Raw genomic sequence first — 14,415 nt, 5'->3', positions numbered from 1 at the left:
ATGGTGCCCTCCTCCCCCCGCCCCACCCCGCGGCCGGCCTTCGCCCGGTGGATGGGCACCACGAACCAGATCACCCGCACCTTCCTCGCCGCCGGCGCGATCCCCGACCTGATCAACGTCGCCGGCGGCCTGCCCGACCCGGACATCTACCCGACGGAGCGCATGGCCGAGATCGCCCGCCGCGCCGTCGCCGAGCATCCGGACGAGGTGTTGGGCTACGGTCCGGTCGAGGGGCTGCCGCCGTTGCGGGACGCTCTCGCCCGGCGCCTCGGTTCGCCCGCCCTGCCGCTGACCCGCGACAACGTGCTGGTGACCACCTCCGGGATGCAGGCCCTCGACCTCGTCGGCAAGGTGCTGCTGGACGAGGGCGGGCTGATCGCCGGCCAGCACCCGACCTATCTCGGCGCCCTCGACGCCTGGCGCCCCCGGTCGCCGTCCTTCCGCAACCTCGTGCTCGACGCCCCCGGCTTCGACGCCCACGAAGGCTTGGCGGGCGCGCAATTCGCCTACGCGGTGCCGAACTTCTCGAACCCCACCGGGCGCCTCGTCGGCCTGGAGACGCGCCGGGCCCTCGTCGCGGCGGCGCACGACACCGGCACCTGGCTCGTCGAGGACGATCCCTACGGCACGTTGCAGTATGATGGCGCGCCGCTGCCACGCCTGATCGAACTGTCGGCTGAAGGAGCGCCGGGCGAGCCCTATGCCGGCCCGGTCGTTTCGATGGGCACGCTGTCGAAGGAGATCGCGCCGGGCCTGCGCATCGGCTGGATCGTCGCGGCGCCGGCGATGATCGAGGCGCTGACGCTCGCCAAGCAGGGCTCGGACCTGTGCACCAGCGGCGTGACCCAGCGCATCGCGCTGGCGGCGATCGAGACGGGCCTCATCGAGGCGATCCGGCCGGCCGTCGTCGCGCTCTACCGCGCGCGCCGGGACGCGCTCTGCGCCGCGCTCGCGACGCATCTCGCGGAGTGGTTCACCTGGGAGGTCCCGGTCGGCGGCATGTTCGTCTGGGCGACCGCGCGGGATCCTGGCCTCGACACCGACGCGCTGCTGCCGCACGCCCTCGCGGCGGGGATCTGCTACGCGCCGAGCAGCGTGTTCGATGCGGGCGGGGCGGACCGGCGGGGGATGCGGATCAACTTCACCCTCAACCCGCCGGAGCGGCTGGACGAGGGGATGCGGCGCCTCGCGACGGCGGTCGCGGCGCTTCGGCGCGCGGCCTGACCTTCCGTCACGATACGGAAACGATCGACCACGAACCAGAAATCGAACTTGCTATAAAGTTGCGCGCAATCCAACATACCCCTCGATAATTCCGAGGAAACGCCCCGATGATCCGGTCCCTATCCCTCATGGCGGGCGCCGCCGCGCTCGCCTCTCTCGTCGCGCCGGCAGCCGCGGAGGAAGCCGATCCCGCCGCCATCGTCGCCCTGCAATTCGCCGTCAGCGGCGACCACAAGGGCGTGCGCGCCAGCGGCGCCAAGGGCGTCTGCCTCAGGGGCACCTTCACGCCGGCCTCCGACGCGGCGAGCCTGTCGAAGGCGCCGCAATTCGCCAAGACCGACCCGGCCAAGGCCGTGCCGGTCACCGCCCGCTTCTCGATGGGCGGCGGCAACCCGAAGATCTCGGACAAGACCAAGGCGACCACCCGCGGCTTCGCGATGCGGATGGCGGATCCCGCTGGCGACCTGACCTTCGTGATCATCTCCGCCCCGGTCTTCTCGACCAGGACCCCAGGCCAGCTCCTCGACTTCCTGAAGGTCCGGGTGGCGGGGCCGGACGGCAAGCCGGATGCCGAGAAGATCAAGGCCTTCGCGGCCCAGAACCCGGAGACCGGCCGCCAGGCGGCGTGGCTCAACGCCCGGCCGGTGCCGGCGAGCTTCGCGGGCACGGATTACTGGGCGGTCCACGCCTACACGCTGACGAACGCCAAGGGCGACACGACAACCGCCAAGCTCAAGTTCGTCGCCGCCGACAAGACGACGCTCTCGGACGAGGAGCTGAAGGCCAAGCCCGACGCGTTCTACGCCGACGAATTGAAGGAGCGGCTGGCCCGGGGCCCGGCGACGTTCGACCTCGTGGCGATCCTGGCCGAGCCCGGCGACCCGACCGCCGACGTGACCGCAACCTGGCCTGAGGACCAGCGCAAGACGAAGACGCTCGGCACCCTGGCGATCACCGAGATCGCGCCCGACGCGACCTGCGACGCCGCCACCTTCGATCCGGTCGTCGACCTGCCCGAGGGCATCGCCGGCCCGGCCGACGACCCGATGTTCGCGATTCGCTCCCCGGCCTACGCGGTGTCGCTGTCGCGGCGCTCGAACTGAGGGCTGATCCAGCTCGCGGGAACAGGACTGCGAGAGGGTTTTCCGTCCCACCCGCAGCCTCATCCTGAGGTCGGGGGCGGGGTGAGGGATACCGACAGGTCGGAGCTTTTCGGACCTGCTCAGCAGACTTGAAACCCTTCGGGTCATTCCGGGGCCGCACAGCGGAGCCCGGAATCCAGAACCGCAGGTCGCTCAGGATATGTCGGAGAGCGCTCCGCGTCGTTCTGAACCACCTGAGTGTCTGGATTCCGGGCTCCGCTGCGCGGCCCCGGAATGACGATGGAGGGAATGAACCCGGTGGAGAGATCCGAAGTCTTCTCAGGCCACCGCCCGCTCCGCCCGCCGCGGCGCCACGATTGCCTCCCCTTGGCGCACCTCCTCCACCTCCCGGCACAGCATCCCGGCGAGCACCCGGGCGCGCTCGGCCCAGTGGTCGCGCTCGGCGCGCAGGGCCGCGAGTTCGTCGCGGCCCGAGGCCAGGGCGACCGCGAGGTCGTCGACCTCGGCCGAGAGGGCGTGCGCCCGGTCGCGCTCGCGGGCGAGCGCGGTCCGGAGCACCGCGAGTGCCGCGGACCCCGCCTCCGGCAGGGACACCTCGGCCGGCCGGACGGGCGCCGCCGGCGGGACCGGCGCCGCGGCCGGCGTCTCCGGGGCGACCGCGCGCGGGCCGGCGGGAGCCGGCGCGGCCGCGACCGTGATCGGGACGCCCTCCTCCTCCAGCACGAGGCCGTGCAGCATCGCGAACACCCCGTCGCCGTCCAGGCGCGTGAGATCGAAGCCGCTCTCGGCCGCGAGCCCGCACCACAGGGCTTGGCCGCGGGCGGACTGGCCGACGAAGGCCATCGACCAGTCGGGGAAGCCGCGGGTCTCGGCCGGGCCGCATTGCAGCACCGTGACGTCGCCGTGGCGCTCGTCGCGCTGGATGCGCTCGAAGGTCTCCTCCACGCCGGCCCGCGGCCCCTCCAGCACCTGCGCGAAGGCGCCGCCGTTGAACATCAGGGCGCCCGTGACGCCGGCCGCGCGGTTATTGCGCTGCGAGGCGTCGAGGATCTGGCGCAGGGCGGCCGTGACCTCGTGGTCCGGGCCCTGGATCAGGTTCCTGCTGGCATAGACCAGGCGGTAGAGGTCACTCATGACGGGCTCCGGCATGGCGGGCTTCCGGGAATAGCGGCGGCGAGGAGGCTCAGGAGGGCGTCGGCCGTGAGCGGCCGGCTGATCAGGTAGCCCTGGACGTCGGTGCAGCCCTCGGCCCGGATGCGCCGCAGCTGCTCGGGCGTCTCGACGCCCTCCGCCACCGTGGTCATGCCGAGGCTTCGGCCGAGGCCGGCGATCGCCCGGATGATCGCCTCGCCGTCGGCCTTCGCGCCCGAATCCTGCTCGGCACACATGTCGGCGACGAAGGAGCGGTCGATCTTGATCTTGTCGAACGGGAAGGCGCGCAGGTAGCTCAGGGACGAGTAGCCGGTGCCGAAATCGTCCATCGACACCCGCACCCCGAGGGCGCGCAGGCGGTGGAGGGTGTGCAGGGTCTTCTCGTTGTCCTGCAAGAGCACGCCCTCGGTGATCTCGACCTCGAGCCGTGCCGCCGGCAGGCCGGTATTGGCGAGCGCCGACACGATGGTCTCGACGAGGCGGTCGCTCGTGAACTGCGCCGGCGAGACGTTGACGGCGACCGTCAGGGGTTGGGGCCAGGCGGCGGCGTCGCGGCAGGCCTGGCGGATCACCCACTCGCCGATCGGCACGATCAGGCCGATCTCCTCGGCGAGTGGGATGAAGTCGACGGGCGAGACCAGCCCGCGCTCCGGATGGTGCCAGCGGATCAGCGCCTCGCAGCCGACCAGCCGCTCGTCGGCGAGGTTCATCTGCGGCTGGTAGTGGAGCTGGAACTCGCGCCGGGCGAGCGCCTGGCGCATGTCGAGCTCGAGGCGCCGGCGCGCCTGCATGCGCGCGTCCATGGCCGGCTCGAAGAACCGGAAGGTGCCCCGCCCGTCGAGCTTGGCGCGGTAGAGGGCGAGGTCGGCGTTCTTCAGGAGCCGATCGGCGTCCTGCCCGTCGGCCGGCGCCAGGGCGACGCCGACGCTCGCCCCGATCGAGAGCAGCTGGCCCTCGATCATGTAGGTCCGGCCGACGAGGTCGACGACGCGGCGCGCCAGCGCCTGGGCCTCGCCGGGCTCGGCCACGCCGGCCTGCAGCACCACGAACTCGTCGCCGCCGATCCGCGCGACGGTGTCGCCGGCCCGGACCATCGCGCGCAGCCGGTCGGCGACCTTGCGCAGCAGCGCGTCGCCGACCGGATGGCCGAGCGTGTCGTTGACCGGCTTGAAGCGGTCGAGATCGACGAGGAGGACGGCGCAGCCCTCGGCCTGGCGCTCCAGGCGCGCCAGCGCCGCATCGAGGTGCTCGCGCAGCTGCAGGCGGTTCGGCAGGCCGGTGAGGGGATCGAGGCGGGCGAGGTCGTGGGCCCGGCTCTCCGCCGCCCGGCGCAGGCTGACATCCTCCAGCACCAGGGCGACGCCCTCGCCCGGGACGTCGTGCATCTCGACCTGGACGCTGTGGCCGCACGCCGCCACGTCGAGGACGGCCCCCCCGCCGAGGCGTCCGAGGATCTCCCGCGCGGACAGGCCGGAGCCGGCGCGGGCGAGGCGCAGCAGCCGCCGGAGGCTGGGGGCGCCGTGAAGGCCGAGCCGTTCCAGCAGCGCGCGGGCCGGCGCGGTGCAGGCGGCGACGACGCCGTCGGGGTCGACCAGCACGAGGCCGTGCCGAACGGCGTCGAGACCGCGGGCGAGACGCCGGGTCGCGGCGGGGTCCGGCCCGTCCGGGCGCGCGGCGGCGCGGGCCGGCATCGCGGCGCAGACCGGAACGAGGCGCGGCTCGGCCGACAGGAGGGCTGTCATGGGGGGTGTCGGGCTCCGCGAGGGGCGCCGGCTCGGCGCGATGCGATACTCGGTAGGACTATATTGAAACGATGAATGCTTCGTCTCTTCCGGCAGCGGACCGAAAGATTCGGCGCTGCAACGCGCGTCGCCGGGCTCCGTTCGGCAGGTCCCGGAAGCGCACTCAACTGCAACGAGGCAAGGGACGACAAGCTCCGCCGGATTGTCGTGCATGGCTAATGGATCGTGATCGGGCGCTCGTCGGCCAGCAAGATCCCAGCAAGAGCGCCGGCGATCAGAATGGCGGCACGGATACGACCAGCCGCAGCCGCCCCGGCGTCACGCGCGCACTCGTCGCGTCACGCGACCGGAGAACCCGCGCCCGGCACCTCGCGCGAGCGCAGCACGTCGAGCCGGTAGGCCTGCGCACGGACCTGCCGGTCGAGCGCGAGGGTCCCGCGGCTCTCGCGGATGAACAGGTCGGCGGCCTCGTCGCCGGTCAGGGGATAATGCGTCTCGCCGGTCCAGTGCACCAGGACGACGTCGCCGCCGGGACGCAGGCTCCCGCGCACCCGGGCAGCGAGGCGGGCGACGTCGCCGGCATCGAGGTAGTAGACCACCTCCGAGAGCAGGATCAGGTCGAAGGTGCCCTCCGGCCACTCGCCCGGCACCTGGGCCCGCATCAGGCGCACGGCCGGGAGATCGCGGCAGCGGGCGCGGGCCTGGTCCAGGGCGGCCTCGGCCACGTCGAGGGCGGTGAGGGTGTCGCAGCGGGGCGCGAGCGCCGCCGTCAGCACCCCGATCGAGCAGCCGATCTCGAGGCCAGCCGCGTAGCGTGGGCTTGGCAGGGCCGCGAGGGTGGCGTCGTACTTGTCGCGCTCGTAGGCGCTCGTCTCGAAGTTCCACGGATCGGGATCGGCGGCGTAGCGCTCGTCGAAATAGCCGCGCGGCAGCGAGGTCGTGTGGCGGGTCATCGCGGCCTCCTCACTCAGCGACGTCGAGGAAGATCTCGTGGTCCCGCGCGAAGCGGGCGAGCATCGCCGGCTCCAGGCGGAAGCCGGCGGGATCGTCGTCGATCAGGTCGGTGGTCTGCGAGCGGTGGGCGGCGATGGCCGCCGCCTTGGCGCGCAGATGCCGGGAGACCACCAGGCGGACGCCCCGGGGCTCTCCGTCGATCTCGGTCTCCGGCGGCAGCGTCCAGCCCCAGACCGGGTAGGCATGGAGGGAAACGTCGCCGAGGAGGTTCCGCGCGCGGCGGGCGAGCGCCGCGCTCGCCGCGTGGTCGCAATGTGGATCGTGCTCCCAGGTCACGAACAGGGCGCCCGCCCCGCAGGCCCGGGCGGCGTCGGCGATCGCCCGGGCCGCCGCCTCGGCCTCGGGGCCCGAACGCGGCACGAACCGGTCGGGCAGGCGCAGGAAGGCGACGTGCTCGGGGCCCAAGCCCAGGCATCCGGCCGCCGCCAGGGTCTCGGCCTCGCGCAAACGCCGCAGGCGCTCGGGCGGGTGGGTCCGCGAATTCGGGTGCGAGCCGATCCCGTCGCTCACCACGACGAGTCGGACCGGGATCCGCCGGAGGCAGGCCTCGGCGATGAGCCCGCCGCAGCCGAGGCTCTCGTCGTCGGGATGGGGCGCCACCACCACGATCCCGCCCGCCGGCACGAGGTCGCGCAGGGAGCCCTCGGGCAGCGCCTCGGCGGCGGCGAGGAAGGCGTCGGCCCGCATCATCGCGGCTCCCAGAGCGCGGCGACCGGTCCGTCGGCGGCGAGGATCGTGGCGGCGGCCCCGGTCAGCGCCCGGTCGGGGGCGGGCTGGCGCAGGTAGGTCGCGAGGTCGCGCGACAGCCGCTCCAGGGGATGGCCGCGCAGGAAACCCTGAAGGCCGACCGAGCGCTGGGCGAGGCCCAGCACCTCCAGCCCCGCCCGCTCGACCGCGAGCCGGGTGAGATCGACGAAGGCGACGACCCGCTCCACGGCGAGCGCCTCCTCCGAGACGAGGGCGGCCGCCCGGGACACGAAGAGCCGGGCGCCCTCGAGCGCGATCGCCCCCTCGCCGAGGCGGGCGAGCTGGTGGGAATCGTCGCCCCGTCCGGTCCGGGCGAGATGGCCGCGCCAGGCCTCGAACACCGCCTCGATGCCGCCTAACTGCACCGCCGCGAAGCGCCAGGCGCCGCCGGAGAAGTGCGGCTGGCGGTGGTAATCGTCCGGCCCGCCGAGCACCGCCTCCGGGGCGAGGCCGGTGAGGTCGACGGTGCCGGTCGCCGAGGCGCGCATCCCTTGCGCGTGCCAGGCCGAGAGGTCGGCCCGGGTCCCAGGATCGAGGGCGACGACGAGCATCAGCGGCCGCCCGTCGCCGGGCCGGCGCGCCGTCACCAGGGCGCGGGTGACGCGGCCGGCGCCCGAGGCGAAGGTCTTGACCCCGGAGAGCCGCCCGTCCGCGCCGAGGACGAGGCCGTTCGCCGGCGGCTCGGTGTTCCACACCCCGAACAGGTGGCCCGTGCGGGCGTCGGCGAACAGGGCGCGCCGCTCCGCCGGCGCGGCGTAGCGGGCGACGAGTTGGAGCGCGTTGACGTGGCCCTCGTAGACCCGGCCGAGCGCCAGATTGCCGAGGCCGACGAGGCGCAACACCTCGGCGAGGTCGGCCGCGCCCGGCTCCTGCCCGAGGCCCGCCCCGCCCTCCCCCGCCGGTACAGGGGCGGCGAGGAGGCCTCCCTGAGCAAGGTCGTCCACGTCCTCGGCCGGGAAGCCGTCGTCGCGATCCTGCGCGTCGGCCCGCGCGACGGCGAGCGCCGAGACCCGGCGGGCGGCCGCGACGCAGTCGCGGGTCGGGCCGGGGAGTGTCCAGGGGTCGTCGATTCGATCAAGCATTGCCGGCCTCCTCCGACGCCCGGCCGAGGGCGGGCAGGGAGGGCGGCCCCTCGGCATGGCCGGTTTTCGGCGCAAGAAGGCGCCCCCAGCCCTGCCCGACCCGCCGCAGCCCGGCGAGCAGGAGGCGGGCGGCGAGGATGTGACGGGGCAGCGCGCGGGGGCGCAAGGGCCGAGGGCTGAGGAGCGGGCTTCCCGCCTCGACCGCCGCGAGGATCGCCCCGAGAGTCGGGAGACCGGCGATCCGCCGCGCCTCGGCGGGCGGCACGCGCAGCCAGGGCGCCCAGGATCCGGTCCGGGCGAGGCGGCCGGCCCCGTGCAGGCGCCGCAGCCGGCGCCGCCAGGCGTAGCGGAACAGGGCGCGGGCGAGGGGTTCGAGGCGCGGGTCGCACGGGGTCTCGGGCACGGCGCAGCGCTGCCGCATCGTGTCGGCGCAGCCGCCCGGGGCGCGGCCGTCGAGCCTTCCCGAGGTGACGACGACGAGGCCGGGGGCATGGCGCACGCGAGCATCCGCCCGCAGGAGCGCCGCCACGAAGGCCCGGTCCTCGCCGAGGGCCAAGGCCGGCATGCCGCCGGCGGCGCGGTAGGCGGAGAGGCGGACCGCGAGGCTCGCCCCCGAGCGGGTCGCGTGACGCGGCCAGGGATCGTGCGCGACCGGGTCGATGACCGATTCGAGGGCGATGAGCAGCGCCTCGTAGGCGCCCTCCAGCCGGCCGCGGGCGTGGAGCGCGTCAGGCAGGCGCGCGGCCTCGGCCGCATCGAGCGCCACCGTGCCGGCGACCGCGTCGGCGCCCTGCGCCAGGGCTGCGAGGTTGCGCGCGACCCAGTCCGGCGGCACCCGGCTGTCGGCATCGGTCGTCAGGATGGCGCCGTCGGTCCCGGCTTCCTCCAACCAGCCCGCGGCAGCTTCCATCGCCTCGCGCCGGGCCCAGCCGGCCTGCGCCCCGGCGAAATCGCGCACGACCACCCGCACCGGGACGTCCAGGCCGGGCACGAGCGACGCGACCGCCTCCGCCGTACCGTCGGTGCAGTTGTTGAGGAAGAGGACGATCCCGAGGCCGTCCGCCGCGCCCCCCTCCTGCGCCGCCAGCGCGCGAAGGCAGGGTCCGATCCGGTCGACCTCGTTGCGGACTGGCACGGCGACGATGCAGCGTGGCGCGGGCGGGCCGCCGGAATCCAATCCCCGGGTTCGGTCCCGGTTGTCCGAATGGGTCACGCGCAGCGTCTCCGGCGGGCCGAACGCGCCCCCAGACATCAACATATGTCATACTCCACCCCAGTCTCTGGGGTGCGACCAAATCGACCGCTTGTTCCTGGAAGCTGGGCCTGCGTCCCGTGATCGGCTTTCGGGCGGCCGAACGACGGATCGCGCCGTTCCGGGACGAGCCAGCGTGTCTGCCGTCAAGTTTGCAGTTACAAACCTGCGACGGTGCCCCCGATGCGGAGCGGCCGGCTCTCGGCTATCGTGGCCGTATGACCGGATGCGCCGCCTCCCGCTCCCGCCGCCGCCTCGCGGCCTGCCTCGCCCTCGGCCTTGGCGCCCTCGCGCCGGATCCCGGTCGGGCGCAGGGCCTCGTCGGCTTCGGCTTCCTCCCCGTCTTCGCATGGCCCGCGGACACTTGGCCGAAAAGCCTTGAAGAGGGACCCGGCATCGACGGCCGCTGGTCCGGCTCCTACGCCCGGATGTCGACCGGGTTCGAGGCGGTGTCGTCGCGGCGGTTCGGCAGCTATGCCGGGCCGACCATCGGCTTCGAGGGCGGGCGGCTCTGGCAGGAGGGCCGGTTCGTCTACGGCATCTCCGGCGGGTTCGACTATCTCGCGGCGACCTCCGGCGGCCTGACGCCGGGCTTCGGGAGCTTGAGCTACACCCGCGACTTCGCCGGCGCGGTGCAGGTGAAGGTCGGCGCGCTGCTGACGCCGGAGGTGCTGCTCTACGCCCGCGCCGGCGCGGCGGCCGTGCACGGCACGATCCGGGCCGGGGCGACGCCGGTCTCGGCGCCGTTCTCGCGCGACGACATCGCGGTCCTGCCGAACGCGCATGTCGGAGTCGAGTGGGCGATCACCGATCGCCTGTCGGTCGCCGTCGAGGCGGGCGTGGTCGGCGGCGGCCTGCGCTGAGCCGGGTACGGCCGTCCTCCAGTCACGCAACTCAACACTTCGCATCAAAATAGAAACGCATTCGGCAACATTGAGACCAAAAAATAAATCGACTTCGACGTCGATCCGCGCCTTGGGGAACGAATTCTCGGCACCATCACCGGCATGATCCCGATCTCGACGGCGGTTGTGGTCGAGCCTTGCCTCGTGCGACCGAGGATTTGCCGGGCGAGCGGGTTGGAATGCCGTAAAATCGCCCTGTTCGAACTTGCAGATCTGCTCATCGAACGGCTCCGCTTGAGCCGTGACCGACGGCGTCGGCGGGGTGCGAACCCGCGCCCTCCGGGGATGCCGGCCTGAGGCATGGGAGATCCGCATGATCCCTGACCGGACGATGCCCCGCGCATCCCCGACCGCTCCCGCGGAAGCGGGCCCGCGCCCGGACGGGCGCTGAGGACCGCGATGCGCCGCGCCATCATCCATATCGGCAACCCGCGCACCGGCACCTCGTCGCTGCAGATGCTGCTGCACACCCGCCGGGACTCCTTGCGCGGCGCGGGCATCCTCTATCCCGCGCTGACGCCAGCCTCTGCGGCCCACCCGCATGTCAGCCACCAGCATCTCGGCGAGACCCTGGACGGGCGCCGGCCGCGGCGCGAGCGGGGCGAGCTGCTCGACACCCTCGACCGGGCGCTGGCCGGGAGCCGGGACGAGATCGCGATCCTCTCCTACGAGAGCCTATGCCTGCTGCCGCCCTGGCACCGGGCGCCGAAGCTCCTCTGCAGCCTGTTCGAGCGCCGGGGCTTCCGGCCCGAGATCCTGATGACGGTGCGGCCGCAGGGCACCTACCTGCAATCGCAATACACCTGGCGGATCCAGTTCCTGCGCGAGGCCCGGGCCTTCGCGGCCTCGTTCGAGGCCGAGCTGCGGGCGCGGCGGTTCGATTACTGGCGCGGCCTCAAGGGCTGGGCGCGGGCGGCCGCGGGGCGCGTGCACCTCGTGCCGGTCCAGGACCGGATCTCCCCGGCCCCGCTGATCGAGCGCATCGCCGTCGAGCTCGGCCTCGCCGACCGCCTGCTGCCGCTCCTGACGCCCGCCGACCTCGCCTACCGCACCAACGAGAGCCTCGGGCCGGTCGGCGTCGAGGTCTCGCGCCGCCTGCGGGCGGGCGGGGCCGGCGGCGCGCAAGGGGCCTCCCGCGCGGTGACCGCCCGCATCGACGCCCTGGCGCATGAGCGCGGCTTCGACGCCGAGCCATTCCGGGCCCTCGACCCGGCGATGACCGCCCGGGTCGACGAGGTCTACCGCCGGCGCAACGACGCCCTTGCCCGCCGGGTCTGGGGCACCGACTGGAGCACCCGCGTCGCCGAGCCGCCGCCCCGGGTGGTGAACGAGCTGGCGCGGCTCGGGCCCGGTCACGGGCGGGAGGCCGAGGTGGCGGAGATCCTCGGGGCGATCCGGGGCGAGTTCGGCGACCGGGTCCCGCAGGGCGCGCCGGGCCTGCGCGGCCGCCTCGGGGCGGCGGCGTCCGGGCTCGCGCGCTTCGCCAGGACGGTCCTATGATGACGATCCTGTGACGACGATCCTGTGATCCGGCGCTCTTACGCCGCCGCCGGCTCCCGCCCCGTCCGCGCCCGCATCGTCGCGAGCCCGGCCAGGCTCACCGCCAGGATCGCCGCCGCGTAGAGGTCGGCGGTCGCCGCGTAGCCGAGGGCGCGGGCGAGGAAGCCGGCGCCGACCGCCGGCAGGCTGAAGGCGAGGTAGCTCTGGACGTAGAAGGCGGCCAGCAGCCCCGCGCGTTCGTCGGGCTCGGCGAGCGGCATGATCGTGCCGAGGGTGCCGAGGAAGCTGGTGCCGAAGCCGCAGCCGGTGACCAGGGTGGCGAGGATCAGCACCGGCACGCTCGCCGCGTGGATGCCGGCGACGACCCCGACGACGCCGAGCGCCGTGGTGAGCACCCCGAAGGTCAGGTTCTCCCGCGGCGGCGCGGTGCGGCGCAGGAGCACGGTAACGGCGCCCGCCACCATCAGCGCGGTGACGACGGCCCCGCCGGTGAGCGGCGCCCGGCTGCCGGTGGCCGCCGCGACCACCGAGGGCACCAGCGACAGGTAGAAGCCGCCGAGCGTCCAGTTGGCGATGTTGATCGGCGTCACCAGGGCGAGCGGCCGCCGGATCCGGGGCGGGACGGCCATGCGGGGCCGCAACGAGGCGAGCGCGCCCGGCCGCCGCGCGGCGCTCTCGGGGATGAGCCAGACCGCCAGCGCCAGCCCGGCGAAGGTGCAGAGCAGGAGCCCGTAGACGAGGTGCAGCGGCAGCGGCGCATACTGGATCAGCGCGCTGGTGCCGAGCGCGCCGACGGCCATGCCGGCGAGCGGCGCCACCGCGTTGACGATCGGCCCGCGGGTGCGATCCACGTCGACGAGGGCGGCGCCGAGCGACGCGGCGGCGATGCCGGTGGCGAGCCCCTGCACGATCCGGGCGACGACGAGCCAGCCGGTCCCGTGCCCGACCAGCAGGAACAGGCCCATCGCCGCGGCCTCGAGCCACAGGGCCCCGGCGATCACCGGCCGGCGCCCGAGATGGTCGGAGAGCGAGCCGGCGACGAGGAGCGCCTTGAGCAGGGCCACCGCGTAGACGGCGAAGACCAGGGTGACGAAGACGGGGGAGAGCGCCAGGGTCTCCTGGTAGATCCGGTAGAGCGGCGTCGGCGCCGCCGCGGCGGCGAAGAACGCCCCGAGCGTCACGGCGTGGATGGCGAGCGGGTCGACCCGCCGGGATCCTTGACCTGCGCGCATAGCCATGTCCCTAAAGCAAATCCGTTGCGTTAAGGATCTAGCGCCGTGGAGCGCTAAAAGCAAATTCTTTGCGTTTGCAGGAGGGATGGCGATGGCGGAGAGGGAGGCGGGGCCGCGTCCGGGCGGGCGCAGCGCGCGGGTCCAGGCCTCGGTCCACCGCGCCGCGCGAGACCTCCTCGCCCGGATGGATCGGGCCGAGGTGACGATCCCGCTGATCGCCGCGGAGGCCGGCGTCACGCCCTCGACGATCTACCGCCGCTGGGGCGAGTTGAACGAGCTTCTGGCCGACGTCGCGGTCGAGCGGCTGCGGCCGGACATGGTGCCGGTCGAGACCGGCAGCGGCCGCGGCGACCTCCTGGCCTGGGCCGAGCAATATGCCGAGGAGATGTCGTCCCGCCTCGGCCGCGAGATGATCCGCGACGTGCTCGCCGCCGAGGGCGGGGCCGGCCCGCGGCGCTGCTGCGGCTATGTCAGGCAGCAGATCGCCGCCATCGCCGAACGCGCGGCGGCGCGGGGCGAGGTGTTTCCGCACATCGACACGGTGCTCGACCGGGTCGTCGCACCGATCGTCTACCGCATCCTGTTCGACGAGGCGCTGGGGGCGGAGCGGGTGGGCGGGCTGGTGGAGACTGCGTTCTCGGCCTGCGCCTGACGGATTGGGGCAGGATTCTTTCTCACCGTGGGTGATAGAGCTGTCCGACCAAGGAAGTGGCGCGGGTTCTCTCCTCTCCCCGCGGGCGGGGAGAGGAGAATTCCAGCGTCCTCTTCGTATTGGCTCGAATCAGGCGGAAACCTCTTCACTCCCTGCCCCCCGCCGCGGCCACATCCGCCCCATCACCTCGTCGCGGCGGATCCAGGCGTGCCAGGCGACCGCCAGCAGGTGCAGACCGAGCAGGATCCCGAAACTCCAGCCGATCCAGTAATGCGCGCCGTAGCCCGCCTGCGACAGCGCCTTGTCGACCGGGACGAGGCGCGGGAAGGAGAACACCCCGAACCACGGCAGGCCGTAGCCGCCCGCCGCCGAGTAGACGTAGCCGCTGATCGGCAGGAGCAGCATCAGGGCGTAGAGCGTCAGGTGCGCCAGGCGCGCGGCGGCATGGGCGCTGCGGGTCGGCGGCGCACGGTAGGCCGGCTCGCCGGCGACGAGCCGGTAGACGACGCGCAGCGGCAGGAGCAGCAGCACCGTCAGGCCGAGCGACTTGTGGATGTCGAGGAGTTCGCGCCGCGGCGAGGTGCCGGGCACCTGCCAAGCGGCGTAGATGCCGAGGCCGAGCGCCAGCACGATCAGGGCCGCCATCAGCCAGTGGAAGCCGCGCTGGACGCGGTCGTAGGTATAGGGTCGGCCTGGGCGGGGCATCGGGCGCGCATCCGTGATGCAAGGGAGTATGCCCACGCTTTCGCGGCGGAATGGGACGCGAGCGCGGCAGGTTCGTTTCCCAAAGGTCGCCGAGGTGCGGTTGCA

General features: G+C 73.6%; 13 protein-coding genes. 5 read left to right on the top strand and 8 right to left on the bottom strand.

Annotated elements, in window-relative coordinates; translation table 11 throughout:
- Together ABZT49_RS11100 and ABZT49_RS11095 are read left to right on the top strand one after the other, a co-directional pair.
- Positions 1-1,224, top strand: a 1,224-nt coding sequence (locus ABZT49_RS11100) for a PLP-dependent aminotransferase family protein (RefSeq protein ID WP_355286129.1), incomplete at its 5' end; no start/stop codon positions are given.
- A 107-nt stretch (positions 1,225-1,331) separates the two neighbouring features.
- A complete protein-coding gene (locus ABZT49_RS11095) occupies positions 1,332-2,327 on the top strand; it encodes a catalase family peroxidase (RefSeq protein WP_355286128.1) in 996 nt (331 codons plus the stop codon).
- 318 nt (positions 2,328-2,645) lie between these two features.
- Here the strand turns inward: ABZT49_RS11095 and ABZT49_RS11090 are convergent, their stop codons facing one another.
- The 6 genes from ABZT49_RS11090 to ABZT49_RS11065 all read right to left on the bottom strand — a co-directional run bounded on the left by ABZT49_RS11090 (position 2,646) and on the right by ABZT49_RS11065 (position 9,277).
- Positions 2,646-3,461: a BLUF domain-containing protein gene (locus ABZT49_RS11090; protein WP_355286127.1), complete on the bottom strand. Its 816-nt coding sequence runs from the start codon at positions 3,459-3,461 to the stop codon at positions 2,646-2,648.
- The gene (locus tag ABZT49_RS11085; protein WP_355286126.1) at positions 3,458-5,221 is read right to left on the bottom strand and encodes an EAL domain-containing protein; all 1,764 of its coding nucleotides are present in this window, start codon (positions 5,219-5,221) and stop codon (positions 3,458-3,460) included. The genes ABZT49_RS11090 and ABZT49_RS11085 overlap by 4 nt, the downstream gene beginning before the upstream one ends.
- Positions 5,222-5,559: 338 nt before the next feature.
- Complete coding sequence (locus tag ABZT49_RS11080) at positions 5,560-6,174, bottom strand: class I SAM-dependent methyltransferase (RefSeq protein ID WP_355286125.1); 615 nt, start codon at positions 6,172-6,174, stop codon at positions 5,560-5,562.
- A 10-nt stretch (positions 6,175-6,184) separates the two neighbouring features.
- Positions 6,185-6,922, bottom strand: coding sequence for a PIG-L family deacetylase (locus ABZT49_RS11075; protein ID WP_355286131.1), 738 nt, complete (start codon positions 6,920-6,922; stop codon positions 6,185-6,187).
- Positions 6,922-8,064, bottom strand: coding sequence for an acyl-CoA dehydrogenase family protein (locus ABZT49_RS11070; RefSeq protein ID WP_355286124.1), 1,143 nt, complete (start codon positions 8,062-8,064; stop codon positions 6,922-6,924). Before ABZT49_RS11070 ends, ABZT49_RS11075 begins: the two co-directional genes overlap by 1 nt.
- Positions 8,057-9,277, bottom strand: a complete 1,221-nt coding sequence (locus ABZT49_RS11065) for a glycosyltransferase (RefSeq protein WP_355286123.1) — start codon at positions 9,275-9,277, stop codon at positions 8,057-8,059. The genes ABZT49_RS11070 and ABZT49_RS11065 overlap by 8 nt, the downstream gene beginning before the upstream one ends.
- A 257-nt stretch (positions 9,278-9,534) precedes the next feature.
- Between ABZT49_RS11065 and ABZT49_RS11060 the strand changes: the two genes are divergently transcribed.
- Both ABZT49_RS11060 and ABZT49_RS11055 read left to right on the top strand, forming a co-directional pair.
- Positions 9,535-10,179 (top strand): hypothetical protein, encoded by a 645-nt coding sequence (locus ABZT49_RS11060; RefSeq protein WP_355286122.1) that lies wholly within the window; start codon positions 9,535-9,537, stop codon positions 10,177-10,179.
- Between the two features lie 441 nt (positions 10,180-10,620).
- Positions 10,621-11,721, top strand: a complete 1,101-nt coding sequence (locus tag ABZT49_RS11055) for a hypothetical protein (RefSeq protein WP_355286121.1) — start codon at positions 10,621-10,623, stop codon at positions 11,719-11,721.
- A 38-nt stretch (positions 11,722-11,759) separates the two neighbouring features.
- On the opposite strand, the gene ABZT49_RS11050 is transcribed toward ABZT49_RS11055, so the two are convergent.
- Entirely contained in the window at positions 11,760-12,953 is a 1,194-nt protein-coding gene (locus ABZT49_RS11050) for an MFS transporter (RefSeq protein WP_355286120.1), read from the bottom strand.
- Positions 12,954-13,044: 91 nt separating this feature from the next.
- On the opposite strand from ABZT49_RS11050, the gene ABZT49_RS11045 reads away from it, so the two are divergent.
- Positions 13,045-13,605: a TetR/AcrR family transcriptional regulator gene (locus ABZT49_RS11045; protein WP_355286119.1), complete on the top strand. Its 561-nt coding sequence runs from the start codon at positions 13,045-13,047 to the stop codon at positions 13,603-13,605.
- Positions 13,606-13,734: 129 nt separating this feature from the next.
- Here the strand turns inward: ABZT49_RS11045 and ABZT49_RS11040 are convergent, their stop codons facing one another.
- Positions 13,735-14,310 carry a cytochrome b/b6 domain-containing protein gene (locus ABZT49_RS11040; protein WP_355286118.1) on the bottom strand — a complete coding sequence of 192 codons (576 nt, stop codon included), beginning with the start codon at positions 14,308-14,310 and terminating at the stop codon, positions 13,735-13,737.
- Positions 14,311-14,415: the final 105 nt, after the last annotated feature.

This window comes from Methylobacterium sp. EM32, from assembly GCF_040593685.1.
Taxonomy (GTDB): domain Bacteria; phylum Pseudomonadota; class Alphaproteobacteria; order Rhizobiales; family Beijerinckiaceae; genus Methylobacterium.
This window is presented reverse-complemented; position numbering and strand designations above follow the sequence as displayed.

What these genes read in the sequence shown, in the direction of transcription:
- ABZT49_RS11095 (WP_355286128.1), top strand. Translation starts at nt 1,332, where the DNA reads ATGATCCGGTCCCTATCCCTCATGGCGGGCGCCGCCGCGCTCGCCTCT.
- ABZT49_RS11090 (WP_355286127.1), bottom strand. Translation starts at nt 3,461, where the DNA reads ATGAGTGACCTCTACCGCCTGGTCTATGCCAGCAGGAACCTGATCCAG.
- ABZT49_RS11085 (WP_355286126.1), bottom strand. Translation starts at nt 5,221, where the DNA reads ATGACAGCCCTCCTGTCGGCCGAGCCGCGCCTCGTTCCGGTCTGCGCC.
- ABZT49_RS11080 (WP_355286125.1), bottom strand. Translation starts at nt 6,174, where the DNA reads ATGACCCGCCACACGACCTCGCTGCCGCGCGGCTATTTCGACGAGCGC.
- ABZT49_RS11075 (WP_355286131.1), bottom strand. Translation starts at nt 6,922, where the DNA reads ATGCGGGCCGACGCCTTCCTCGCCGCCGCCGAGGCGCTGCCCGAGGGC.
- ABZT49_RS11070 (WP_355286124.1), bottom strand. Translation starts at nt 8,064, where the DNA reads ATGCTTGATCGAATCGACGACCCCTGGACACTCCCCGGCCCGACCCGC.
- ABZT49_RS11060 (WP_355286122.1), top strand. Translation starts at nt 9,535, where the DNA reads ATGACCGGATGCGCCGCCTCCCGCTCCCGCCGCCGCCTCGCGGCCTGC.
- ABZT49_RS11055 (WP_355286121.1), top strand. Translation starts at nt 10,621, where the DNA reads ATGCGCCGCGCCATCATCCATATCGGCAACCCGCGCACCGGCACCTCG.
- ABZT49_RS11050 (WP_355286120.1), bottom strand. Translation starts at nt 12,953, where the DNA reads ATGCGCGCAGGTCAAGGATCCCGGCGGGTCGACCCGCTCGCCATCCAC.
- ABZT49_RS11045 (WP_355286119.1), top strand. Translation starts at nt 13,045, where the DNA reads ATGGCGGAGAGGGAGGCGGGGCCGCGTCCGGGCGGGCGCAGCGCGCGG.
- ABZT49_RS11040 (WP_355286118.1), bottom strand. Translation starts at nt 14,310, where the DNA reads ATGCCCCGCCCAGGCCGACCCTATACCTACGACCGCGTCCAGCGCGGC.